Genomic DNA, 24,393 nt, shown 5'->3' on the forward strand with positions numbered 1-24,393 from the left:
TTTTGCAGTTTTCTCCCCACTGTATTGATGTAGCTAGTAAATTTTACCCCACTCAATCATCCGGATTATCCATGACATGGTGACGTTTCTGGTGATAATCCTTTTCGTTTAACCCTTCACGCCAATATGGCACAGCGTAGAGCTGATTTCTCTCAACCTTGAATTCTCTGCGTACGTAACGGCGTAGTTGCACCACGATGCGGTTTTCGCCCGCCAACCAGAAAAATGCACTGCTGGCGTCAATATCGCGCGTCACGGCGTGGAACTGTTGCAACAGCGTATCCGTGCTGGCGGTCGAGCCGACCACCCAATGCACGCTGAGGCCGGTGGGGGGGCCAGTAGCAGACGATCGGCCTCACTGTCGATGCGGATAACGGCATGGCCGGTAGCATCGGAGGGTAGCGCGCCGAGCAGCGCCGCAATGGCGGGCAGTGAAGAGGGATCGCCTGCCAGATAATAGGCGCTGGACGCAGGTAGCATGGGGTGCGGACCACCCGCTTGAGTAATGCCTACGCTGTCTCCGGGCTGCGCGTTGCGGGCAAACGTGACGGCGGGTCCGCCGTGGTCGTGCAAGGCAAAGGCAACATCCACTTCGCCCAATTCTGGCCGGAATGCATAAATAGTATAAGTGCGCCCGACGGGGCGCGCTTCGCCTTCAGGCCATTGCGTGCCTCGCTCACCCAATGTGGGTAATGTAGGCGCTTTCTGGCCTGGGTGCGCTAAAAATATAGCCAACCGACTTAAAAATGATTACAGCCAATGCCCTGATATGTGGCAAAAAAATACAGCTAATTGTTATCAAAATAATGTCGCTTGGCTATAGTTTGATATGTGCAGCATGTCGCCCGACTGCCGGATAGTCGGGCAGTGTATCGCTGTGAAAAGTGATGCAGCGCAAGTGCGGTGAGAGATCGGTGATGTGTTTAACCTAGATTAGCATAGGTATCTACACATCATAAAGGGTTAAAAACCACCATAGCTAAGTGGGCAAGTTCTTCCGGGGTATAGTCTGCTAATAACGTCAAGGTATTTAGCAGGATGGATAGTCCGGCAAGCAGCGCTGGGGCGCTTTCTTTACGCCCTCGTTTTTGTTGTCGTCCGGATAATCGGCAAATTAACTGACGGGCTGCCGCATTGTCGTCTCCTTCAGCGCGTTGCAGCTGCCATACCAGCACACATGCCATGCTAGTGCGTAGCAGGGCACCAGCACTGCGCTGAAGCCATTTTTCTACATCATGACCGGCACCTTTCAGCAGCTTAAAAAAGGATTCAATACCCCAGCGCCAGTAATACCAGCGAGCGACTTCCGCGCTGGTGATCTCGTTGCTAACGTTTGTGAGCAGCGTCCAGCGTCCGATAAATTTACCGTGAGTATCGGTAAGGCGAACCACAACTAATCTGAGTGTCAGAGCTACGCCTGGCTGAACTTTCACTCGCCGTCCGGTGTTCTTGTTTTTCCGCTTCGGTTTTGCTGTTCGTGTTATGATCACGGATGTTTCCCCGATCTCCATATTGGCTTTTTTCCCTTTCCAGCCCACCTGTCCGTTTGCGATAAATGGCAGATCGTCTGCAATTTCACCAATTTTACGGGTGTCACCGCCCCACTCGGCCCGATGCCCTTCCTTTCCCCGGATAAGCCAACATATTCCCTGGGAGCTTAATGTGCGCATATACCCGATATAGCCAACCGACATTATTTTGATAACAGCCAGCTATGCTTTTTTGCCGCATATCAGGGTATCTGTTGTAATCATTTTTAAGTCGGTTGGCTATAGAATCACCTTCACGGTCAATGAGATGAACTATAGCTAAACGACTTAATTTTGATCACATTATTTAAATGAGCTATTCAATTGATTTTAGACGTAAAGTGATATCTACACGGGAAGAAGAAGGGTTGAGTATCCGAGAAACAGCGAAGCAATTTCGGATTGGCCCTGCCTCTGTATCGCGTTGGATTAATCAAATAGCGTCAAAAGCATCGACCACGCGTCAGCGAAAGAGCGATAAATCCGAGTTGATAAAAGATGTTGAACCATATCCAGATGCTTACCAAAAAGAACGTGCAGAGCGTTTTGGCGTTTGTCAGAAGGCTATTTGGCAAGCTCTTAAAAAGCTGGGATTGACCTATAAAAAAACTCTATGTCATCCGAAAGCCGACGAAAGCGCCCGGCAAGCATTTCAACAAAAAATACAACAGTATGAAAAAGAAGGTAAACCTATTGTTTTTATTGATGAAAGTGGTTTTCCACACGATATCCCACGGACTCACGGCTATTCTCCAAAAGGTCAACGGTGTTTTGGCCTGAAGAACGGGGGAGCCAAGGGAAGAACAAATGTTATCGGCGCGTTATTAGGCACAACGCTGTTTCCTATCAGATTATTTGATATCAATATTAACAGCGATGTTTTCTATTCCTGGGTCACACAAGTCCTTATCCCAGTACTCCCTAAAAACAGTGTAATCGTGATGGACAATGCAACTTTTCACAAAAAACATAATATTCAACAAGTCATCATCGATGCAGGGTACATGGTGGAGTATTTGCCTACATATTCGCCAGATCTTAACCCCATTGAGCATAAATGGGCACAAGCAAAAAAAGAGAGAGTGGTTGCGATACAGAGATTTTGTTCTCAGTCCATATGGTGTGATCAAAATTAAGTCGCTTGGCTATAACTTCTTCCCGGTATCAAGAGACTCAACGCGGGCGATATCAGCCGTCAAAGCATCCATATGAGTCAGACTCTCAGACAAGCCCTCGGTTAGCGTTGAACGACAACCCGTCCTATCGGTTAGAGTTTGAGACAGGGGCGCTATTGGTAAACCATTTGCAGCATCAAGCAGTAGGCTGGTTTGTAGTTCATAACCGACGTCGCCACCATGCGTCATTTTCAAACGTTCTTCTTTCCCATTGTGGGTACGAAACTGTAAATGAGATCAGTCGTGAACGACGAGAGCGTATGGATGCGGGCTAAGTGCAACCTGCCGGAGAGCCAGCGAAATAATCGGTTCATTGAGCTGACTGAAGCTAATACGTTCATTATTAAAAAAAAGCCAAACGGCCTGAGTAGTGGTGAATGTTGTTTTCTGCGCGCAGGCAAGGTCTTTAACGGCTGACGTCAATGGTGCTGCGGGAGTCATGTGTTGCTTAACCAGACGCTGATAACGCCGGTTAAGGCGGGCACCAATCCCGCCGATGGATAAGTTGAGATCATGCAGCAACGTAATAGCAGATATTGCAAAAGATGTGTAGATACCTATGCCTAGATTAGTCGGGGTTGGGCTGGGCGAAAACCTGTTGGATGAGCCATTAAATTTCTCCATCATTCAGCCGATATAATTACTGATTTGATGGACAACATCATAGCATGTTGATGATAGTGATTATCATTTTAGTGACAGGCAAAAAGCACGTGTGTCTAAAAAAGCGTTGTTCACCCTTTTTTGTTACGATTTCAGCGTTACCTTAGCCCTTTGTGATTAAGATCAAGCTTGATTGCCACACAAAGAATGGCATATTCTGGAATGAGTTGCAGAAATTTTAAGCAGTTACGCTGTTTTTGGCAGAAAAAACGCGGCGATTATTGTTCGGTTATTGGCTGTTGGGGGTTTTAAGGTATTGTTAACACGCGATTTTTTACAAAAGGCTGATTGTGGTACGTCTTTTGGTTGTATCGAAGAAAACTTGTTGCTCACGCCTCAGCAGCGAGCGGACTCCCTGAACCAGACGCTATCGCGTCGCCCTGATAGCCCGGTGTGGATCTTTGGTTATGGCTCACTGATGTGGAATCCGGTATTTACACCGGAGGAAGCCCGTTTGGCCACACTTTCCGGCTGGCAGCGTGCATTTTGCCTGCGCCTTACGGCAGGACGCGGTACGGCAACGCAACCTGGACGCATGCTGGCATTAATGCAAGGTGGGAAAACGACCGGTATGGCATTTCGTTTGCCAGAGGCTTCACTGCATGAAGAGCTGGAACTGCTGTGGAAGCGTGAGATGATCACTGGTTGCTACCGTCCGGAATGGTGCGATTTGCACTGCCAAAACGGCGAAACTCTCACGGCGTTGACGTTTGTTTCGCAAGATCAACATCCTCTGATCGAAGCGGATACCTGCATACACCGCGTTGCTCCCCTGATTGCCAGAGCCAGCGGCCCGTTGGGAACGAATGCACAGTATCTGTTTGCACTGGAAGAGGCGCTCAAAAAACACGGTATGGCCGATGAGTGCTTAACGGCGCTGGCGCAGCGGGTGCGAGAGCTTCAGGAACAGGCGAAGCAGGCACATCCACAGCAGGGCGACTGGTGGGGCGTTTAGCATCGTTAACCAACATCGCGTTAATTAACACATCATCGAACAACACCTTATCGCGTCGCCATTGACCGCAATCGATCAGTCAATAGCGACACAACGGGTTACCAACCTACGCCAAGGCCCAGCGTATACATGGTATCGTCCACATCCCCTTGATTACTTTCGATGCGGGTGCGCACCACGCGCATACTCAATGAAGACCAGTCGGTCAACTTGAAGCGCAAGCCGCCTTCCGCTTTCAAATAGATGGCTGCAGTACCATCCAGTGAACGTCCAACTTCACCGTTGGTGAAGGCTTCAATGGTTTTGCTGTACAGATAACGGTTGTAGGCCCATTTCAGACCGGCGGAGTAGAAGTTGTCTTCTTTGCCTTCCGCTTCATTCTGATAGGTAAAGGTTTGGCTGTTGACCAGAGATGTCAGAGAGAACGCGCCTAACTCATTGTCCCAGAACTGGTAACCGGGACCAAGACCGAACGAGCGGTTAACCTTGATGTTCTCGATCCAGTCGCGTTTGTAATAGTAACGCGATTGGACGAACAATTGCTCATCGAGAAATTTATCGAGTGCGTATTCGCCGGAGGCATTCTTGGTGCTGCGCACATCATTCTCTGTGGCTTCGTGGTATGTACCATCCACGTTATGACGCCAAGTGCCGTGGCGCATCCGGGTATCGAGGGTGACGTCGTAATTTTCTGTCTCGGTAGAGCTCTTCTTGTGCGACATTCCGGCGTCGATATTGCCTTTCCAAGAGAAGTCAGTGACCAACGGTTTCGCGGTAACGATAGATTTGATATTAGTCAGAGCCAGCGTTTGTTCACCTTGACCTGCACCGGCAGGCGCGCCGACGACGGAACGGGTTTCACCCGCTTTAAGGCTAGGATAGAGCACGCCGTTTTCATAGCGCTCGCCCTGAATTACCAACCCGTGGTTGGATTCGAAGGTTTTGACCTGATCCCAGGCAACAGAAACGGAGCCTGCATAATCCGTGGTGATAAACAGTTTGCCGCCGTCAAGTAGCGTAATTTTCCCGGTAATTTTGTCCCCGTTGTTGAGCCAGACCGTATCGGCGTAGCTTGCAGACGTGCCAGCCGTTGCCAGAGCAAAGGCCAACCCTAGGGAAGATAGTGCGCGTTTAGTATGTGTCATTTTTTGGGAGATAATACAGTGGAAGTCGTTGATGAATAATGTTGCCAATGGCGCTGGTTAAAGCAGTTGGGCCGTTAATTTCGACACTGCAAACAGTAACAGGAAATGTGATCTGGCTCTACAATAAAACATCGATTCGTTAGAATCTAAATTGTTATAAAACATATCAATGATGATTAAGCGCTATAACCAGATCAAAATCACATTTCAATAAGGTGCTATCCCCTCTGCGCCGTCTGGTGGCGCGAAGAGAGGGGAGGGACATCATGCCGTCTGTTGTGGCTTGCGCAGGTTTCTCTCAGGACGCGCCTTACGTGGCAGAAAACGCGTTGTGAGAAATTGGCACACCCGCGTCACAATTTGCTCCTGGAATAGTAAGCAGATAACCACGGTTGCCAGCGGAAATATAGCCAAGCGACATTATTTTGATAACAATTAGCTGTATTTTTTGCCACATATCAGGGCATTGGCTGTAATCATTTTTAAGTCGGTTGGCTATATACCGTAGCCGGAAAGTGAAAGCTGCACGTTCTCGGCGGCCACGGCGCACTGCTCCCAATCGCTAAAGCAGATCTTAGGATCGCCGCGTAACAGTTGCTCCAGCGTTCGGAACAGATTAAACAGCGGAACATGCAACGCAAAAATATAGCCAACCGACTTAAAAATGATTACAGCCAATGCCCTGATATGTGGCAAAAAATACAGCTAATTGTTATCAAAATAATGTCGCTTGGCTATAGAGAGTGATGCTGCACCCAATCGCGGTGACCAATGGCGCAGCCAGTGACTATCTGGATCGCCTGCCAGCGCACTCAGACACACTAATCCCACCTGAGCGGGCAGCAGCAGACCGTTGTGCAACAAGAAATACCAGTAGGCCTCGCCATTAGTGAACAACCAAGCACCCGCGATGAAATTCAGCAGAATGAACGCGGCAACCCCGGAACGTTGACCACTGGTCAGCGGCATTCTGGCGCGATCGCGATAATGGCGGAATAGCGCATAGCCTAAAATCCCTGCTAAAAATTCTGGCAAACGGAAAATAGGCCCGCATTGCAGTAAACCGGTGTAGGGCATACCGAACTGCTGCTTCCAAATAATCTAGGCAGCTGGTATCAAATATAGATAAACGACTTAATTTTGATTACATTATTTAAATGAGCTATTCAATTGATTTTAGACGTAAAGTGATATCTACACGGGAAGGGCTTTGTTGAATAAATAGAACTTTTGGGTAATCATCGGAGCAGATCAACACAGTTGTTTCAAAATCAGGTCTCCATGGCAAAACAAAATTTTAAAATCACCAACTGGCCCTCTTATAAGATGACAAGGCCCTCAAGCAGCGCGGTTCTCTAACCGTATGGCTAGATGAATCAGCCATTGCTGCATGGACGGAAAAAAACACTACTGAACGGCGTGGACGACCGCTCCACTACTCAGATATGGCCATCACCATAGTCCTGATGATGAAACGCGTGTTTGGCCTTTCATTGAGGGCTTTACAGGGCTTTGGTGACTCGATTTTTAAACTGATTAAATTGTCGCTCCATTGTCCAGACTATTCGCTGCTCAGCAAGCGAGCAAAGACAGTGAACATCAGCATAAAAACGCCAACCCGTGGTGAAATCTCACATCTGGTCATTGATGGAACCGGCCTGAAGGTCTTTGGCGAAGGCGAATGGAAAGTCCGGCAGCATGGTGCCGACAGACGCAGGGTATGGCGTAAGTTGCACCTGGCAGTAGACAGTGTGACGCATGAGATTATCTGTGCGGATTTGTCGCTCAGTGGTACGACTGATGCCCAAGCTCTACCGGCGCTGATAAACCAGACCCACCGGAAAATCAGAGAGGCATCGGCTGACGGCGCTTAGGATACAGTTTACTGCTATGATGCTCTGGTGAGGAAGAAAATAAGGCCGCTTATCCCGCCACGAAGGGGGGCGCAATATTGGCAAGATCGCTACCACGAGCGTAACCCCGCTGTTGCAAATCAGCGCATTAGCGGTAGTAAAGATATCTGGAAAAAGAAAGTGGGCTATCACCGGCGCTCAGTGGCTGAAACGGCCATGTTCCGGTTCAAAAGGCTTCTGGGTGGTCATCTAAGTCTGAGAGACTACGATGGTCAGGTGGGTGAAGCCATGGCCATGGTCATGGTCAAAGCGCTTAACCTGATCACGCTATTAGGAATGCCGAACAGTATTCGCATCACGTAACAATCGACCCGTATGGGGCGCAGTCGTTACAAGTTCTGATTTATTCAACAAAGCCTCTATTTGATTAATCCAACGCGATACAGAGGCAGGGCCAATCCGAAATTGCTTCGCTGTTTCTCGGATACTCAACCCTTCTTCTTCCCGTGTAGATATCACTTTACGTCTAAAATCAATGAGTTATTAGCAAATCTGGTGTATGGCGATAGGCTACGTTCCGCTCTGATGCTTCGTGAATCTGTTCTCCATCCTTAAATTGGACGTTGCTTACAACCAAGGTCAGCAGGTCAAATCCTCTTAGTCGGTTCCAGCTTTTCTGAGCTGACTGGAGCAGCTTAAATACCATTGACAGGGTTGTTTCTCTCGAACCACCGTTCTTCGCGCCTCTGCTTCGTAGCCTCACAGTCGCAAAAGCCGATTCAATCGGATTTGTCGTTCTTATTGACGCCCAGTGCTCTGACGGGAAGTCGTAGAATGCCAGCAGTTCTTCTCGAGCTTTCTCCAGCTTCTTCATCGCTGCAGGATACTTCGCTGAAAACCTTGCCAACAAAACATCAAAGGCTTCATTAGCGGCATCGCGGCTCTCTGCTAGCCAAACCTCCCGCAGCTCAGCCTTAATTTTCGGTTGCATGGCTTTGGGGAGTGAATCCAACACATTAGCGGTTTTGTGCACCCAACAGCGTTGGTGCTGCGTGTTCGGGAATATCTTTGCCATTGCATTCCAAAAACCAAGGGCACCGTCTCCTGTAGCCAGCTTGGGAGATACGGTTAGGCCACGTGCTCGCAGGCCATTAAGAAGTTCGGCCCAGTTTGCTTCTGACTCTCGATAACCATCTTCAACCGCAACCAGCTCCTTACGTCCATGCTCAGTGACGCCGATAATGACCAGCAGGCAAAGGCGATCATCTTGCCTGACATGGCTGTATATGCCATCGGCCCAGAAATAAACCTAGCGCGTATCGCTTAAATCACGCAGGCAGCATTGCCTGTGATCTTCAAGCCATTGCTGTTTCAGTCTGCTGATGGTACTGGCAGAGAGGCCATTAGCTTTTTCACCGAGAAGCGCCCTCAGGGCTTCGTGAAAATCACCGGTGGATATGCCTCGCAGGTACAGCCATGGTAGCAACTCTTCGACGCTTTTTGCACGTTTCAGATAAGGCGGCAACAACGCGCTGTTGAAGCATATTCCGTTGCCGCTGAGCTCCCTGACCTTGGGCACTTTAATTTCAACATCCCCAATACCCGTCTGTATGGTTCGCTGTGGCAAATAGCCGTTACGAACGACAGCATGACGCCCGTCGTCAAGGCGGCGTTCAGCATGTTGTTGCAGCATGGCTTCGAGCTCAACGTCAACGGCGGCAGCTATCAGCTGTCTGGCACCATTACGAATGAGTTCATGCAAGGGATCAGCGGCAATATCTGGTTCTGCGGAGACCTGTAGGGTAGACTTTTTCATGGGGTATCATCTCTCTGTTGTTGAAATCATCCACGAAATCAATCAGCAGGATACACCACCCTCCCCGAAACCCCGTACACCAGAAATAAGCATAACTCAAAATCAATTGAATAGCTCATTTAAATAATGTAATCAAAATTAAGTCGTTTAGCTATAACACATCACTACTAAACTAAGTGTATTGGTACTACAAGGCGCTTCTGGCGCAGGTTTACGGGTTGTCATCTCACTTCTCCCCATGGATTGCCTGCTATCAACCGTAGCGGATCCCTCGACGCGAAAAAAATATCGTCAGGTTATATTTTATGACTGTAAAGCAGAACGCCTGCTACCGCTCGCGCTTCTGCGCACGGTAAATAAAAGAAGAATAATGTGCCAGCTTATATTTTCCTGCGTGCTTATAGGCCGGATATGAATATTTATTGTGTGACGGAAAAAATCCAACAAAAAGTGAGAAATAGCATATTACAGAGGTTGAAAGTGACAGATTTGAACAATGTATTCCTGTTTTATGAATGCAGAAATCTCAACGTTGCCGTTATTTTGGCTCAACGCATATGATGAATGTCTTTTGGCATAGCTTATAAAACATGATATTGGCCGTAATAAATAAACATCATAGGTCTCTGTCAGTGAGTCAAGCCGGAGTTGGACTTCTGCAAGCAAAAGGAGAGTGAACCAGATGGCCAAAAAGGATGCGCTGTTGATCCCTTTATTGAGCAGGATATTCGATGTTCCCGAAGCAGCATTACACGACGACAGGAATCTGATGCACTACGGTATGGACTCTATGCACACCATGTGTGCCGCGACCTGGTTACGGCGCAAGGGGATCGCCGTCACTTTCTCGGATTTTATCGGTAAACGGACCGTAAAAGAGTGGCGTCAGGTGATATCTGCTGCCGAAGCGTATCGCGCGGTGACCGATGCTGATGCACAGCCGTGCGATACGCCAGGGTTCGAACTTGCCACTATGCAGCATGCTTTTTGGATTGGGCGTAACGAGCGGCAACAGCTTGGGGGCGTAAGCGCTCATTTTTATGCTGAGATGGATGGCAAAGCGCTCGATCCAGAACGGCTGGCGAGTGCTCTGCACCGCCTGATTCAACGGCATGACATGCTGCGGTTGCGTATCGATGAGGATGCGCGTCTGCACATTGCCCCAGATAGTCCTTGTCAGCTACAGATTAATGATTTGCGCGAACTGTCTGCGGAGCAATGCCACGGACTTTTGGCCGCATTGCGTCAGCGCTATACCCATCAGCAGCTGGATATCACCAATGGTAAGACGCTGATTTTGGCGTTATCGCTGCTGCCAACAGGAGATAGTCGGCTGCATATCGATTTAGATATGATCGCTGGAGATGCCGCGAGCTTGCGTATCTTGCTGCGTGAGTTGGCGCTATGCTATCGCCAACTGGATTATGTGTTACCACCGTTGAGGACAAGCTATCGTGACTACCAACAACGCTGGCAAAAGAAGCATCAACACCGTCGTGATCATGACAGAGCTTGGTGGCAAACACAGTTATCCCGCTTGGCAACATCACTTACCTTGCCCCTTCAGTCATCAGAAAAAACCGCACCGGTAACCGAAAGACGCTATCTGTGGCTGAATCCTACGCAGCAGCAATTGACGACAATGAGTCACCAATCCGGGCTGAGCGTCCCGGTAGTATTGGCAACGAGCTTTGGTGAGTGTATTGGCCTATGGAGTGGCAGGGCTCCCTTTCTGTTGAACCTGCCGGTATTTTCCCGTGATGGAGAGATAGAAGATGCCGATCGGCTGGTGGGGGATTTTTCCAGCTCGGTGCTGATTAGCGTTGAACCGGGGAGTGCCGCGAGCATTATCGAGCAAGCGCGTCAGCTGCAAACCCAACTTCATCAGGCGTTGGCTCATACGGCGTGGAGTGGCGTTGATGTGTTACGCGATCTGTCGCGGCAACAGCAGAGCAATACCAGCCTGGCTCTGGTGGTGTTTACCAGCACATTGGCACTGGGCGATCTCTTTGAACCGCAAGTGCGCGCGGTGTTAGGAGAGCCGGTATGGTCTGTTTCTCAGGGGCCGCAGGTGTTGATTGACGCACAGGCTACGGAATACCTGAACGGCATCATGTTGAATTGGGATGTGTGTACTGACAGGTTTGCACCCGGTGTGATTGATGCCATGTTCTACGGGTTTCAGCAACAGGTACACGCGTTGCTTGACGATATAACGTGCTGGCAGCGTCCGCTGCCAGTGCCACCGCCGGTAGCACCCTGGCCGCCAGAGATTATCGAACCTGCCAGTGCGCCGACGCTGCTGCACCGGTTCTTCATGCAAGCTGAGCGAGAATCCGATGCTATCGCCTTGCAGTGGGGTGAGCACGGTGTGCTGCATTACGGTGAGATGACGCGTCAGGCGTTGAGCGTGGCAGCGTATCTGGTGCAACAGGGCATACAGCCAAGCGACAAGGTGGCCATTACCCACCGCAAGGGGGCGGTGCAGATTGTCGCGGTGTTAGGGGTGCTGGCGGAGGGAGGCTGCTATGTCCCTTGCAATATCGCATTACCGCTGGTGCGTCGTGAGCATATTTACCAGGCAGCTCAGGTGCGTTGGGTTCTGACTGACGATGTGAGCCTGACGCCTCTCGATTGGCCTGCAGTGTCTTCCCTCGTGGCGCTCAGCACTGCGTTGGCCTGCACCCCGTTGCAAGAACCTATCATCCAGCCGGATTATGCGCCGATCTACGTTATTTTTACCTCCGGTAGTACTGGCGCACCAAAAGGTGTGGTATTGAGCCATGGGGCGATTGCCAATACCATTGATGCAGTCGCCCGGCGTTTTGATCTCAGCGTCAGCGATCGTTCCATTACGCTTTCTGCACTGGATTTTGATCTGTCGGCCTTTGATATTTTCACCTTCCTCGGCATCGTTGCTTTGCTGGCCGTGGTCGAAGAGCCTCAGTGGGGCGATGCGGCCGCATGGACGATGTTGATGGCACGCTGGCAGGTTAGCGTTATCAGTGCGGTGCCTGCGCAAGTGGAGATGTTGACCATTGCGGCCCATGACCGGGGGGGGCCGCAGTCGCTGCGGCTGGTAATGGTGGGCGGCGATCGAATCTTGTACCCCTTGCCACATCAGTTATGGACATTGGCACCTCAAGCGCGCTTTGCGGCCCTAGGCGGCATGACAGAGGCGGCAATCCACGCTACCTGCTACATCGTCACTCCGGATGAACCCTGGTGGCCTGCGGCCCCGTATGGCGAGCCGCTGGCGAACATGCGCTGTCGGGTGCTGGATGGACAGGAACGCGATTGCCCGAATGGGGTGAAAGGGGAACTGTGGATCACTGCTGCTGGGCTTGCGGACGGTTACATCGGTGATGCGCAACGCAGTGCGGAGAAGTTTGTCGTACGGCAGGGGGCGACTTGGTATTGCACCGGCGACCGGGCCTACTACCGCGATGACGGTGTGCTGATTTTCTGCGGGCGCACCGATGGTCAAGTCAAGGTCCGTGGATATCGTATTGAACTGGCGGAAATTGAAGGCGCGTTAACGCGACTTCCGGAGGTAGATGAAGCGGTTGTTGTGGTAGTCGAAGCCCCTTCGCAACAGGTAGCCGCTGCGCTGGTGTGTCCTGAGGCCACCGAGATGGCGAGCATCAAACAGGCGCTACAGGCGTGGTTACCTGAGTATGAAGTGCCTGAACACCTGATACGTATCGCCCGTGTGCCCTTGACGGCCAATGGCAAAATTGACCGAGCCGCCATTCGTGACGAGGTGCAGTCCTATCTGAATGGACTGCGTGATGAACGGGCGGGGGGACTTCCCGTCGGCCGGGAAGAGCAGGTGCTGGCTACGCTGTGGGGCGCATTGCTCGATCTGGACACGCTTACCCGTGAGGCGAACTTTTTTGCTCTCGGGGGCGATAGCATGATAGCTACCCGGCTAATCAGCCGCCTGCCCCAGGAGGGGTTTCATGGCTCGCTAGCGTCATTGTTTCGCCATCCGGCGCTGCACGCGTTTGCTGCAACGCTGCGTGACGTTACGCCCGAACAACAGATCCGTTTATACCACGATGTTGCGCAGCGTTATCACTCGTTCCCGCTGAATGACGTACAGGAGGCCTATTGGCTGGGACGACGAGACGGGTTCGTACTGGGCGATATCGCCGCCCAGTGCTACCACGAATACGAACTGCAACACGCCAATCTGATGCGTCTTGAGCAAGCCTGGAACCAGTTGGTCACGCGGCACGACATGCTGCGCTGTGTTATCGGCGAGGATGGTCAGCAGTCCATCATGGAAGAAGTTCCGCATTTTTACTTCTGTTACAATGAGTTACGGCATTTTACGGATGCGTCAGCACAGTTGGCGCTGCTCAGAAACCTAATGGCGCATCAGACTCTGTCTGCCGGTAGCGGCAGGCTCTACGACATTACGTTGATTGACTATGGTGCAGGGAAATCGCGACTGGCTGTGTTGTTCGATAATTTGATTGTCGATGGTTTAAGCATGTTGACGCTGTTTAGTGAATGGTTCGAATGCTACCAAAATCCGGAGACCGAACTCCCCCCGCTGGCGATACAATTCCGCGATTATCAGTGCTGGCGCGCGCAGCAGGGGCAGACGAAAGAAGATATCGTCTATTGGCAGCAGCGCTTTGATGCGTTGCCGCCTGCGCCCGCATTGCCGACACGTATGCTACCTGCTGCCATCATTACGCCACGTTTTCGTCGACTGGAAGCGCAACTCGAGCCCGCACTGTGGCGACAGCTCAGCGATCGCGCGCGTCAGGCGCGAATTACCCCTTCGGTGCTGCTCTTGAGCAGTTTTGCGGAAACGCTGAGTCGGTGGAGTGGGCAAAAAGCGTTGGTAATCACCTTGACGCAGTTCGATCGCCAGCCGCTTCATCCCGATATCAACCGTGTAGTAGGGGATTTTACCTCGCTAACGCTGGCAGAGTATCACGCCGATAACGCCGAGAGCTGGCTAAGGCACTCCCAGCGGTTGCAGGAACAAGTGTGGCGAGATCTTGGCCATGCCTCAGTGTCCGCTATTTCGGTACAGCGTGCGCTGGCACAGCGGACAGGCAATGAGATGCAGTCCGCACCGGTGGTATTCAGCAGTATGCTGGGGGTGGCCGATGCGCTGGCTAAGGCGGTGCCTTGGCCGAACTATACCAGTACCAGTTCGCAAACGCCGCAGGTGTGGCTTGATCATCAGGCCATTAATTTAGTCGATGGTGTGTTGCTCAGTTGGGATTATCTGGAAGAGCTGTTTTTGCCCGACATGGTCGAGCAGATGTTTGCCTGGTACTGTCACACGTTGCGCGCGTTAGCAGGCAACGACTGGCTTGCGCCGCCGATTAGGGATTTGCCCGTTGCGCAGCGCCAGATACGACTTCAGGCCAACACAACCGGTGGTCCGATGCCAAGCCATCGGGTGCTGCATGATGCCTTTTTCAGCCAGGCGCAGCAGCGGCCTGAGCGTCCGACGCTGTGGGATAGTGTGAACGCCTACATGAGCTACGATGCGCTGTGTGAACAGGCGCTCACGGTTGCGGCCGGACTGCTACGTCGCGGCATCCACACGGGTGATTGTGTCGCACTGTGCTTGACGCCAGGTAGCGAGCGCGTGGTGGCGTTGCTCGGTATCCTCGCAGCCGGGGCGGCCTACTTGCCTCTCAATCAGGCTCATCCCGCCGCGCGCCACGAACTGCTCTGCCGTAAGGGGCGAGCGAAAGCCGTCATCTGCGACAACGAACTTTCGTTCTCCATACCGACCTATTCGCTGGCTTCATTGCTTGACAACGCGCCGCTAACGGCACCGATCATTCCGTCGGACGATACGCTCGCCTACGTGCTGTTTACCTCCGGAACCACCGGGGAACCCAAAGGCGTGATGATTGAACACCGTAATGTACTCAATACGCTGGAAGCAGTGTGTCAGCAACTTGATATCTCGGCACAAGATGTCTTTCTGGCCGTTTCCGCGCTGGATTTCGACCTATCGGTGTTTGATCTGTTCGCTGCGCTGAGTGTGGGGAGCTTATTGGTGTTGGCGGAGGACTCGCCCCACCATGATGCGGACCGATGGTTAACGTTGATGTCTACCCACGGTGTCAGCGTATGGAATAGTGTGCCGTCGCTGTTCGATATTCTGCACACCTTGGCTTGTGCGCGGCAAGTGACGCTACCCGATCTACGTATTGCCTTGTTGTCGGGAGATTGGGTGGAGCATGACAGCGGCGAGCAGCTGCGTACGCCCGCGCCGTCAGCACAGGCGTTTGCGTTGGGCGGGGCCACAGAGGCCGCTATCTGGTCCACGATATGGCCAATGTCGTCACCGTTACCGGAAGGGTGCTACACGGTTCCCTACGGTTTCCCACTGAGGAATCAGCGCTTCCGCGTAGTGGACGCATTGGGCAATGACACGCCTGACTGGGTACCCGGCGAACTGTGGATTGGCGGATTGGGGGTAGCGCGCGGCTATTGTGCGGATGCGCGTTTGACGGCGTTGCACTTCAACGGTGATTACCCGTGTCGCTGGTATCGCACTAGCGATCGCGGATGCTACCGCTCAGACGGTGTGCTGGAGTTTTTAGGACGCATCGATAATCATGTTAAGTTACAGGGTCACAGAATTGAACTGGGTGAAATTGAATCCATCTTGCTGCGTCATCCACAGGTACGTCACGCGGTTGCCGTAGTGCAGGGCGAGGGTGCTACGGCAGGACTGCACGCTTATGTCCAGATGGATGCTGCTGAAGAAGAGATCAAGGCGCTTCTAAGCGCACTACACCATGAACTGCGTATCACCTTGCCGGGCTATGCGATTCTTGGGGAAATATCGGCTGTTACCAGCTGCCCGCTGACTCCCAGCGGGAAAATCGACAGGCGTCAGTTAGCCATGTCGTCACCGCGCTCAGCGTCCCCACAGATCAAGAAAATCAGTGAGTTGCAGCATACGATTGCCACGTTGTGGCAACAACTCATGGAAGGGCCACTGCCATCGGGCACGGATTCCTTCTTCCGTGCGGGCGGTAACTCGTTACTGGGGACAAATCTAGTCGCTCAGGTGTGCGAACGATTTTCTATCAATCTGACTATAAGGGAGTTTTTCTCTGACGCCACCTTATCTGGCCTGTGTGCCTGCGTTGAAAGTCATTTAGCCGACCGAGCTCGAATGGAGGAGGGATCGCTATGAATATCGCCGATTTTGTTGCCACACTGGAATTAGAAGGCATCGAGTTGTGGAGCGAAGGGAATAATCTGCACTTTCGTGCGCCTGCTGGAACCTTGAGTGAAACGGTGAAAGAAGCGCTGCGCGAACACAAGCCTGCGCTGTTGGTCTATCTGGCAAGTAGGAATGAGAACGAGGCGATTCACTGTGATCGTCAAGGCCGCTTTACGCTATTCTCCCTAACGGAAACTCAGCAGGCGTGGCTGATCGGGCGTTACAGCGCTTTTACTTACGGCGGTCTGGCGTGTCGCGGTTTTCTTGCTGTGAGTTTTCCGCTGGCACTGGAGCACACGCGGCTGGAGCAGGCATTGCAGCAGTTGATTGCGCGCCATGACATGTTACGGGTGGTAGTGAAAGAGGAAGGCTTTCAGCGTGTCCTGTCAACGGTGCCTGATTTTGCGTTGCCCACCAGCGATCTACGCCATCTTGGCACTGAACCGGCGCAGCGCGCCGTGGAGCGGCTACGCGATGCCTTGTTGTCAGCCCCGGTCGACTACGCCACTTGGCCGCTGTTCGCGGCGCATGCGGTCCGGTTGGCCCGAGAGACGCAGTTGCTGTTGGCTGTTGAACTGATCGAGTTGGATGCGGCCAGCCTCTATCTATTGGTTGATGAGCTTGCGCTGCTGTTATTCAATCCGGAACAGCTTCCCCCCGCACCGGATATTACTTTTCGTGACTGCGTTATTGCGCGGCGCGCCACACGTGAAGGAAAACGCTATCGAGACGATCGACACTATTGGTTGGCGCGCCTTGATACGCTGCCAGACTCACCGCAACTGCCGCTGGTCGAAGCCGCGGCTGATGCGCCGTTTCTGCGCCGTCATCGACGTCTGTCGACGGGTCAGGTCAGACAACTTAGCGTACTGGCTGGAGAACATCAGGTGACGTTGAGCGTACTGTTGCTCGTGGCGTTTGCGCAGGTGCTGGCACTGTACAGTCAACAGCGTCATTTCACGTTAAATTTGCCCGTGTTTCGGCGCGACCAACAGCATCCCGATATCCAGCGCGTGGTGGGTAATTTTACCGACACCGTGCTACTTGAAGTTGATTTACAAGGTGCGGTTCCGTTTGGTGAGCAACTGCGTGTGCTCAGTCAGCGCCTGTGTGATGCGATGGATCAGGCCAGCTACTCCGGGTTGGAACTGCTCAGAGCGCTTTCTCGACGTCGCGGGGAAGCCCAGTTAATGCCCATGGTATTTACCATCACGTTAGGGCAACGTGCAAACCGCGATGGGAAAAAGGCCTGCTATTACATTGTTCAAGGCATGACTCAAACGCCGCAGGTATTAATCGATTGCCAGGTGGTGGAACAGCCAGAAGGGATCCTGCTGGTGTGGGATTCGCGCGAGTCGCTGTTTCCCCCGGCTCTGATTGAGCAAGCGTTCGAACTGTATTGCAGTTTTATCAATAGGTTAATTGAAGAAGGTGAGGGCTGTATGCAACAGATTCGCCCGGTGTCGCTGCCTGCCACATTGTGCCATGCGCGTCAGTATGCCAACGCGTCCTGTAAGATTTCCCCGACCCAGTTACTCCATCAGGGGATTGTGGCGCAGGCTGAACGACGTCCCGAGGCTATCGCAGTTATTGATGAGCACGGTGCACTGAGCTACCAACAACTGCTGGCACAGGCCACTGGGCTGGCTGCACGGTTGCAGCAGGCGAGGCATCAGCCTTCGCAGCGGGTTGCCATTTTCTGTGACAAGAGGCGGGGACAGGCGTTGGCCGTGCTTGCAACGCTGCTGTGCGGGGGATGCTATGTGCCGTTTTACCTGAATCAACCGACAGCGCGCCGTGACCTTATGTTGCAAGATGCAGACATTGCCTGGGCCATTGCCGATGAGCCTACCTCGCTTCCCGCAGGTATCAACGTGCTTGACTGGCGGTGTGAACCGCCAGTGCTCGACTTCACGCCGGTGTCAGTGGCACCGGAGCAGCCTGCGTACCTGATTTATACCTCAGGTTCTACCGGCACACCGAAAGTCGTCGTTGTGTCTCATCGGGCTGCCTGGAATACGCTGGCCGACATCAACCACCGCTTTGCCATGGGGCCGCAGGATGCGATGCTGGCGCTGGCTAATCTTTCCTTCGATCTCTCCGTTTACGACCTGTTCGGGGTGCTGGCCGCCGGAGGGCGTCTGGTCTATCCCCACGCTGTGCAGCAGGGCGATCCGGCACACTGGGTGCAACAAATCCAGCGTCATGACATCACCTTGTGGAACAGCGTGCCGTCACAGTTGCAGATGCTGTGCGATGTCCGGCAACCGTTGACACCGTTGCGCGTGGCGCTAGTTTCCGGGGATTGGGTGCCGCGTAGCCTGACGGAATCGCTAGCGGCGTTACAGGCATCTGCTGAGCTGTTCGCTCTGGGTGGGGCCACTGAGGCGGGTATTTGGTCTGTATGCTGCCCGGTCAATACGCTTGAGGCGCACTGGACTCATGCCCCTTATGGTGCGCCCCTCGCAAACCAGCGCCTGTACGTTCTTGACGATGCCATGAATGACCGTCCCGATTGGGTGGCAGGAGAAATTGCCATCGCCGGAGCCAGTCTGGCTGACGGATACTGGCAGGATGCCGAAAAAACCGCGCAACGTTTTGTTATCGCGCGTAATGGTGAACGCCGCTACCTTACCGGTGACCGAGGACGCTATTGGCCTGATGGTCGCATTGAATTTCTTGGTCGTTATGATCAGCAGGTGAAAATCCACGGCCATCGAGTGGAACTGAGCGAGATCACCGCAACGCTGCGCCAACATCCGGCAGTTGTGGATGGCGTAGCGCTGTTGACGGCAGAGGGGTCGTTGCACGGTGTGGTCGAAACGGCTGCTGGACAGCAGTCCGCCGTCACCTCGGTGACAGATGCCGCTCGTGACTGTGCGCAACAGCTTGAACGGGATATGGAGGCGCCGCCTTTCACGGCGCTGATGGCAGCGGCGGACCGGGTAGCAATGCTGGCGATGGTAGCCTGCTTACGGGCCGATGAGTTATTCGGTACGGAAGAGGATCGTCACTCGTTGAACGAGATATATCAGGCAACCCACGTGGCACAGCCCCATCAACGCTTGCTGTGTCGTTGGTTGGATGCCTTGGTTGGCGCTCGGGCGTTAACGCGCGATGCGCAAGGTCATTACCGTGACCTGATTGCTAGCGATAAAGCGGCGCTTGATGACGCTTGGCAACAGGTTGACCGCCTCGAACAGCGTACTCGCTATGGCAGTCTAACGTTGGATTACATCAGGGCGTGCAGTGAAGATCTGGCAGGGCTGTTTCACGGTGAGCGGGATGTGCGCGGGCTGTTGTTTCCACAGGGTGAACTGTCGACGGCGCAGGCTTCTTATCGTGATAACGTGGCGAGCCGCAGCATGAATGCCATTGCTATTGCAGCCATTACCGAATTTGCGAAGCAGTGCGATCGCCCATTGCGCCTGCTGGAAGTGGGGGTGGCGGGAACGGCCAGCGAGTTGGTTCCTGCTCTGGCGGCCTATGGTACTGAATACTGGTTTACCGATTTGTCGACGTTTTTCCTGACAGAAGCGCGTAAACACTTTGCTGACTACGACGGTATGCACTACGGACTGTTTGATATGAACCTGCCCGCTGCGTCGCAGGGGATGCAGGCCAATAGCATGGACGTCATCCTGTGCGCCAACGTCTTGCACAATGCGCGACATACGGGCGACGTACTGGCCGGTTTGGCGCAACTGCTGACTCCGGGTAGCATTCTGGTGTTCATTGAACCGGTACGACGTCATAACTACTCGCTGTTAGTGTCGATGGAGTTTTTCCCCGAACTGACCGGGCTTACCGATCTGCGCGCGGAGACCGATCAGACCTTCTTTACTCGTGAACAGTGGCTCGATTTATTGCAGCAGGCGGGGGCGACGCTGCTTGACTGCTCACCCGCTGAGCACAGTGCTTTGGCAACGTCGGGACAGGGCGTCTTTATCGCTCAGTTTAAAACAGATCGCGCCGCGGTGTGCGATACACGCCTGCGAGCGTACCTGAAAACGCGCTTACTGGCGTACATGATTCCGACACAGTTGCATGTCTGGGATGCTTTGCCGCGCAATGCGAGTGGCAAAATAGACAGGCTGGCGCTAGCGAAAATGCTGGTGAGCCACGCGTCAATCGAGGCATCGCAGGCGCAAGGAGATGCGCTGTATGACGCATTGGAACATGATATTGCTGCCATCTGGAGCGAGGTACTCGACACGGAAATCGTCACGCGGGACGCAGATTTTTATGCTTGTGGCGGCGATTCTCTATTGCTGTCGCGCATGATTGGCCGACTGCGGGAGCGCGTCGCTGCGGCCAGTGTTCTGACCTGGGGCAGTTTGCTGCGTCACTTACTGCAAGAACCCACGTTGAAAGCCCTTTCTGCACGGCTGCGTCAGATGGAAAAAACACAAACAGTGGTTTCACCTGAACAAGTTCCGCTGGCGACCTTATGGGAAACGGCGAGCGCGTCGCCCCCACCCTGTGTGCTGTTACATGCGGGAAGTGGCGATATGCAGCCCTACCGTTGCTTGTTGCCGGTATTGGATAAATCCGTCTATTCCCGCGGGATTGGGATTGAACTGCCTTCTCCGACAGCGTTTATGTCGTTACCACCGTCACAGGCGTTAGTGCGGCTGGCAGGACAGTATGTCGATGCACTGTGTGAACTCGGAGAGCGCTTCACGCTAATCGGCTACTGTTTTGGGGGATTGCTGGCAGCAGAAATGGCTCTTCAGCTCAGTGAGCGCGGCGTCGGTGTGCAACAATTGGTGGTGATCAGCGCTTGGCAGCCGCCGCGCGTGGACGATGCGCGTCTGGTTGAATATGTGTTTGCGCGTTCACACGGAGGATGCATGGAAGCGTTACGTTTGCCATCGGAATCGACGCTGGTAGAGGTTGTTCATCACGTGCTGCGCGAAACGCCATCCCACATCCCCGCTGGTGTATTCGACCGCTTGCCAGAGGCCTATCAGCCCGTCGGCGACGCGCTGAGCCAATGGGCGATGAAACCGCTGAGTGAGCGACTGCGCGCCTTGCAAACCAGCGGTGATGAGCAGGGGGCCTACCTTGCTCCCGAAGGTGAAGTGCAGGCGTTTGCTGAGCGCCACGCGCTGTTCCATCATTGCATGGCCGCCGTGGGGGAACATCAGCCTGCACCTTGGACGGGAAAAACCGTGCTGATACGTAACAGTGCGAGCGATCCACTGTTGCCGGGTACGCCGCAGGATGTCACCGAATATTGGCAACGTCTTAGCCTTGGCGATCTGACCGTGGTGGACACGCCAGGCGATCATTTTAGTTGCATCACGCAGCAACACGCCGCGTCTCTGCCTGACTGTATCGCACGGCAGGCCCGCCCGGAGGAGGCGCTGTGAAGCGGTTTTGCATCGCGATTCTGGGGGCGACAGGCAGTATCGGACGAGAAGTTACCCACTGGCTAGGCGCGGCAGGATACTCATTACGTCTCGGAGCCAGACAGTCCAAGGCACTGCAAACGCTAGCGCAGCGGGTCAACGCGCAGGCTCAGGTGGTCGATCTCTATCAGCAAGAGGAACTGGATGCCTTTTGTAAGGGGTGCGCACTGGTGGTGAACTGTGCGGGACCGTCCTACCTGGTGCTCGATCGGGTTGCGCGCAGTGCCGCACTGGCTGGTGCACATTATATCGATGTATCCGGCGATGCACCGGTATGGCATTTGCTGCAACAAACTCCGACCAGCGCGCGGGGCTGGACCGCAGTGCTCTCGGCTGGCATGTTGCCGGGATTGGCCAATTTGATGCCTGACTGGCTGGGCGTGCAGCCTGATGATGCCATTACTGTTTACAGCGGCGGGCGTGAAAGCGTACGCGGTGCGGCAGCCGGGGATCTGGTGCTGTCGGTCAACAATCAGTACGGTACGATGGCGGCCAGTAGCTACTGGTATGGCGAAGCGAGCGCCTTCTGGGTCAAGGGGGAGCCGCATTTACGCCGGCTACCGACAGAATTGCATCATGATTTGGCGCATTTCCCCGGTGAAGTAACGTTGCTTCCGTTTCTCAGTAGCGATGCCGAGCGTCTGGCTTTACGTCATCAATTGCGCGAGTTGCGCTGGTATAACGTGTTTAGCGGCAGCTTCTTGCGTGAGACGCTGACCGGTTTACGCGGTTGGGTCAACAGTGCTGAACGCTTGGCGCAGGCGGTGGCACAGGTTGAACAGGCCAGCGAACTCGATCTGCTGGGGCACTCACCGTATTACCGACTGGTGTTCGATCTTATCCCCCACCACACACCGCGCCGCCGCGCGCTGATCTCCACCGACAGTAGCGCTGCGTTGACCGCCGCCGTTACGGTGAGCACGGTGAATGCGTTATTGCGCGGTGATATTGCCCCCGGCGTGCATTTCGCGGATGACATCCTGATGGCGACACAAACTTTTAACGACGTTGTCCGTCTACATCCGGGCACGCAGATTCGCCAATACCTGCCTGATGAACGCCTCGAAGAGGGAAAGCTATGACCAGCAAAATGAAGGCCGTCGTGTGCGGCACCGCATTTGGCCGTTTTTATCTTCGCGCATTGGCGATACACCCGGACATAGAACTGCTCGGGATCCTGTCGCGCGGCTCTGAAGCTTCGGCACGCTGTGCGTGTGAGCTGGGCATCGCGCATTATCACGCGGTGGATGCGCTGCCGGATACGGTGACGCTGGCCTGCGTGGTGGTGCGCGCTGGGGCGTTTACAACCTTGTCGACTAACGCTGGCGCAGCCTGCTCAAAGCGGCCTCTACACCACAATTCGGGGAGATATCGGCGGTGTCCCGGTCACTCTGCGCGTGCAAAACCAGATCCATCTAGGGGATGCCGATAACCATGCGTTTTTGCTGCATCGGATGACGCTAGCTACAGAGAGCGGCATTCTGACGTTGGCGGATACGCACGGTCCAGCCCTGTGGCAGCAGCGCTTGCACACTCACCGCGATGCCACGCACCGTCTGGTGTTGGACGGACCGGGCACAGAACGCTTGGCGGCGCAGAGCAGTAGCACCTTGCCGGGCAGTGAGCCTAACAGCTTTCGCGTGGTGTTCGATACCCAATGCCCACAGGCGATCAATCGGGCGCTGGATGCCTTTATCGCCAGTATCGGAAATCCAGCGTTGGCTCAGAGTCAATCCACTTGGACATTGAGCGTCATACGCAGCTGGCACCAGATTTCAACACTGCTTGGTCCCCTCGCGCTGATTGAACCCGCTACGCCAGCTGAGGTGGCGCTGTGCCAACAGGAGGCCGAATGACATGTCATTTCTTGCGTTTTTTTCTCCGCCCTCGGCGTCGCAACCGCTGCTGGTTTGCCTGCCCTATGCCGGAGGCGGGGCCAGCGCATTTCGCGCCTAGGCAACGCTGTTTGATACGCAGATCGCCGTGGCTGCCGTGCAATATCCAGGACGAGAAGATCGTTTTACTGAAGCGACTATCGATGACATGTCACGCTTGCTGGCCACGCTGATGACTGAGTTTCAATGCGATATTGCGACGCGACCCTATTCATTGCTGGGGCACAGCATGGACGGTGCGATTGCGCATGAGCTGGCGGTCCAGTTGGAAGCGCAGGGCATGCCGCCGCGACATCTGTTTATATCTGGTCGGCAGCCGCCCCGTTACCACCCGCGCGACAGCGTGGTTCATCGCAGCAGTGACAGCGATATTCTGGCCGAACTGCGTCGTTTGAATCCGCGCAACAACGCGCTGGTGGAGTCGCCAGAATTGGCGGCGCTGCTGGTGCCTATTATCCGCAGTGACTATCGCTTGATCGAAAATTATCGGCCTCATAACACTCCTGTGATTGGCTGCCCGATTGATGTACTTGCCGGACGGGACGATCCCGATTTTCCCGCTGATCAAGCCTGTGCCTGTGCCTGGGCCGATTACACCTCAGCATCGTGTCAGGTGCATATTTTCCCCGGTGATCATTTCTTTATCAATCAGCAACGGGATGCTGTGGTTGACACAGTGCAGCAGGCGTTTCTCTCCTCGCTCACCCCTTGTACAAAAAGATAAAC

At 53.7% G+C, this 24,393-nt stretch carries 13 protein-coding genes and 4 pseudogenes; 9 read left to right on the top strand and 8 right to left on the bottom strand.

The genetic code is table 11. From position 1 onward, the window contains the following. Positions 1–52: 52 nt before the first annotated feature. Positions 53–735, bottom strand: a pseudogene (locus ACD630_RS15320) (siderophore-interacting protein). A gap of 218 nt (positions 736–953) precedes the next feature. After that, a complete protein-coding gene (locus ACD630_RS15325) occupies positions 954–1,694 on the bottom strand; it encodes a hypothetical protein (RefSeq protein ID WP_430359562.1) in 741 nt (246 codons plus the stop codon). Positions 1,695–1,840: 146 nt separating this feature from the next. Here ACD630_RS15325 and ACD630_RS15330 point away from each other — a divergent pair, with 146 nt between their 5' ends. After that, complete coding sequence (locus ACD630_RS15330; RefSeq protein ID WP_430359563.1) at positions 1,841–2,665, top strand: IS630 family transposase; 825 nt, start codon at positions 1,841–1,843, stop codon at positions 2,663–2,665. Between the two features lie 9 nt (positions 2,666–2,674). Here ACD630_RS15330 and ACD630_RS15335 read toward each other — a convergent pair whose 3' ends face one another. Together ACD630_RS15335 and ACD630_RS15340 are read right to left on the bottom strand one after the other, a co-directional pair. Next, a complete protein-coding gene (locus tag ACD630_RS15335; RefSeq protein WP_430359564.1) occupies positions 2,675–2,893 on the bottom strand; it encodes a hypothetical protein in 219 nt (72 codons plus the stop codon). A 48-nt stretch (positions 2,894–2,941) separates the two neighbouring features. After that, positions 2,942–3,226: a hypothetical protein gene (locus ACD630_RS15340; protein WP_430359565.1), complete on the bottom strand. Its 285-nt coding sequence runs from the start codon at positions 3,224–3,226 to the stop codon at positions 2,942–2,944. Positions 3,227–3,623: 397 nt separating this feature from the next. Here ACD630_RS15340 and ACD630_RS15345 point away from each other — a divergent pair, with 397 nt between their 5' ends. After that, positions 3,624–4,322: a gamma-glutamylcyclotransferase gene (locus tag ACD630_RS15345; protein WP_430360075.1), complete on the top strand. Its 699-nt coding sequence runs from the start codon at positions 3,624–3,626 to the stop codon at positions 4,320–4,322. A gap of 98 nt (positions 4,323–4,420) precedes the next feature. Here the strand turns inward: ACD630_RS15345 and ACD630_RS15350 are convergent, their stop codons facing one another. Both ACD630_RS15350 and ACD630_RS15355 read right to left on the bottom strand, forming a co-directional pair. Then, positions 4,421–5,467: a DUF481 domain-containing protein gene (locus tag ACD630_RS15350; RefSeq protein WP_430360076.1), complete on the bottom strand. Its 1,047-nt coding sequence runs from the start codon at positions 5,465–5,467 to the stop codon at positions 4,421–4,423. Between the two features lie 264 nt (positions 5,468–5,731). Next, positions 5,732–6,601, bottom strand: a pseudogene (locus ACD630_RS15355) (hypothetical protein); the annotation flags it as partial. A gap of 147 nt (positions 6,602–6,748) precedes the next feature. Between ACD630_RS15355 and ACD630_RS15360 the strand changes: the two are divergent. Then, a pseudogene (locus tag ACD630_RS15360) lies at positions 6,749–7,683 on the top strand (IS5 family transposase). On the opposite strand, the gene ACD630_RS15365 reads toward ACD630_RS15360, so the two are convergent. Both ACD630_RS15365 and ACD630_RS15370 read right to left on the bottom strand, forming a co-directional pair. Further along, positions 7,651–7,839 (bottom strand): helix-turn-helix domain-containing protein, encoded by a 189-nt coding sequence (locus tag ACD630_RS15365; protein WP_430359566.1) that lies wholly within the window; start codon positions 7,837–7,839, stop codon positions 7,651–7,653. The pseudogene ACD630_RS15360 and the gene ACD630_RS15365 overlap by 33 nt on opposite strands. Positions 7,840–7,852: 13 nt before the next feature. Continuing rightward, positions 7,853–9,136: pseudogene (locus ACD630_RS15370) on the bottom strand (IS256 family transposase). A 682-nt stretch (positions 9,137–9,818) separates the two neighbouring features. On the opposite strand from ACD630_RS15370, the gene ACD630_RS15375 reads away from it, so the two are divergent. The 6 genes from ACD630_RS15375 to ACD630_RS15400 all read left to right on the top strand — a co-directional run bounded on the left by ACD630_RS15375 (position 9,819) and on the right by ACD630_RS15400 (position 24,391). Beyond that, positions 9,819–16,328, top strand: coding sequence for an amino acid adenylation domain-containing protein (locus ACD630_RS15375; RefSeq protein WP_430359567.1), 6,510 nt, complete (start codon positions 9,819–9,821; stop codon positions 16,326–16,328). Then, the gene (locus tag ACD630_RS15380) at positions 16,325–21,733 is read left to right on the top strand and encodes an amino acid adenylation domain-containing protein (protein ID WP_430359568.1); all 5,409 of its coding nucleotides are present in this window, start codon (positions 16,325–16,327) and stop codon (positions 21,731–21,733) included. Before ACD630_RS15375 ends, ACD630_RS15380 begins: the two co-directional genes overlap by 4 nt. After that, the gene (locus ACD630_RS15385; protein ID WP_430359569.1) at positions 21,730–22,854 is read left to right on the top strand and encodes a saccharopine dehydrogenase NADP-binding domain-containing protein; all 1,125 of its coding nucleotides are present in this window, start codon (positions 21,730–21,732) and stop codon (positions 22,852–22,854) included. Before ACD630_RS15380 ends, ACD630_RS15385 begins: the two co-directional genes overlap by 4 nt. Positions 22,855–22,862: 8 nt before the next feature. After that, positions 22,863–23,204, top strand: coding sequence for a Gfo/Idh/MocA family oxidoreductase (locus tag ACD630_RS15390; RefSeq protein ID WP_430360077.1), 342 nt, complete (start codon positions 22,863–22,865; stop codon positions 23,202–23,204). Further along, entirely contained in the window at positions 23,164–23,628 is a 465-nt protein-coding gene (locus ACD630_RS15395) for a hypothetical protein (RefSeq protein WP_430360078.1), read from the top strand. The genes ACD630_RS15390 and ACD630_RS15395 overlap by 41 nt, the downstream gene beginning before the upstream one ends. A 121-nt stretch (positions 23,629–23,749) precedes the next feature. Then, positions 23,750–24,391: a thioesterase II family protein gene (locus tag ACD630_RS15400; RefSeq protein WP_430360079.1), complete on the top strand. Its 642-nt coding sequence runs from the start codon at positions 23,750–23,752 to the stop codon at positions 24,389–24,391. Positions 24,392–24,393: the final 2 nt, after the last annotated feature.

Source organism: Symbiopectobacterium sp. RP (assembly GCF_050472005.1).
In the GTDB taxonomy this organism is placed as follows: Bacteria; Pseudomonadota; Gammaproteobacteria; order Enterobacterales; family Enterobacteriaceae; genus Symbiopectobacterium.

What these genes read in the sequence shown, in the direction of transcription:
- ACD630_RS15325 (WP_430359562.1), bottom strand. Translation starts at nt 1,694, where the DNA reads ATGTCGGTTGGCTATATCGGGTATATGCGCACATTAAGCTCCCAGGGA.
- ACD630_RS15330 (WP_430359563.1), top strand. Translation starts at nt 1,841, where the DNA reads ATGAGCTATTCAATTGATTTTAGACGTAAAGTGATATCTACACGGGAA.
- ACD630_RS15335 (WP_430359564.1), bottom strand. Translation starts at nt 2,893, where the DNA reads ATGACGCATGGTGGCGACGTCGGTTATGAACTACAAACCAGCCTACTG.
- ACD630_RS15350 (WP_430360076.1), bottom strand. Translation starts at nt 5,467, where the DNA reads ATGACACATACTAAACGCGCACTATCTTCCCTAGGGTTGGCCTTTGCT.
- ACD630_RS15375 (WP_430359567.1), top strand. Translation starts at nt 9,819, where the DNA reads ATGGCCAAAAAGGATGCGCTGTTGATCCCTTTATTGAGCAGGATATTC.
- ACD630_RS15380 (WP_430359568.1), top strand. Translation starts at nt 16,325, where the DNA reads ATGAATATCGCCGATTTTGTTGCCACACTGGAATTAGAAGGCATCGAG.
- ACD630_RS15390 (WP_430360077.1), top strand. Translation starts at nt 22,863, where the DNA reads ATGAAGGCCGTCGTGTGCGGCACCGCATTTGGCCGTTTTTATCTTCGC.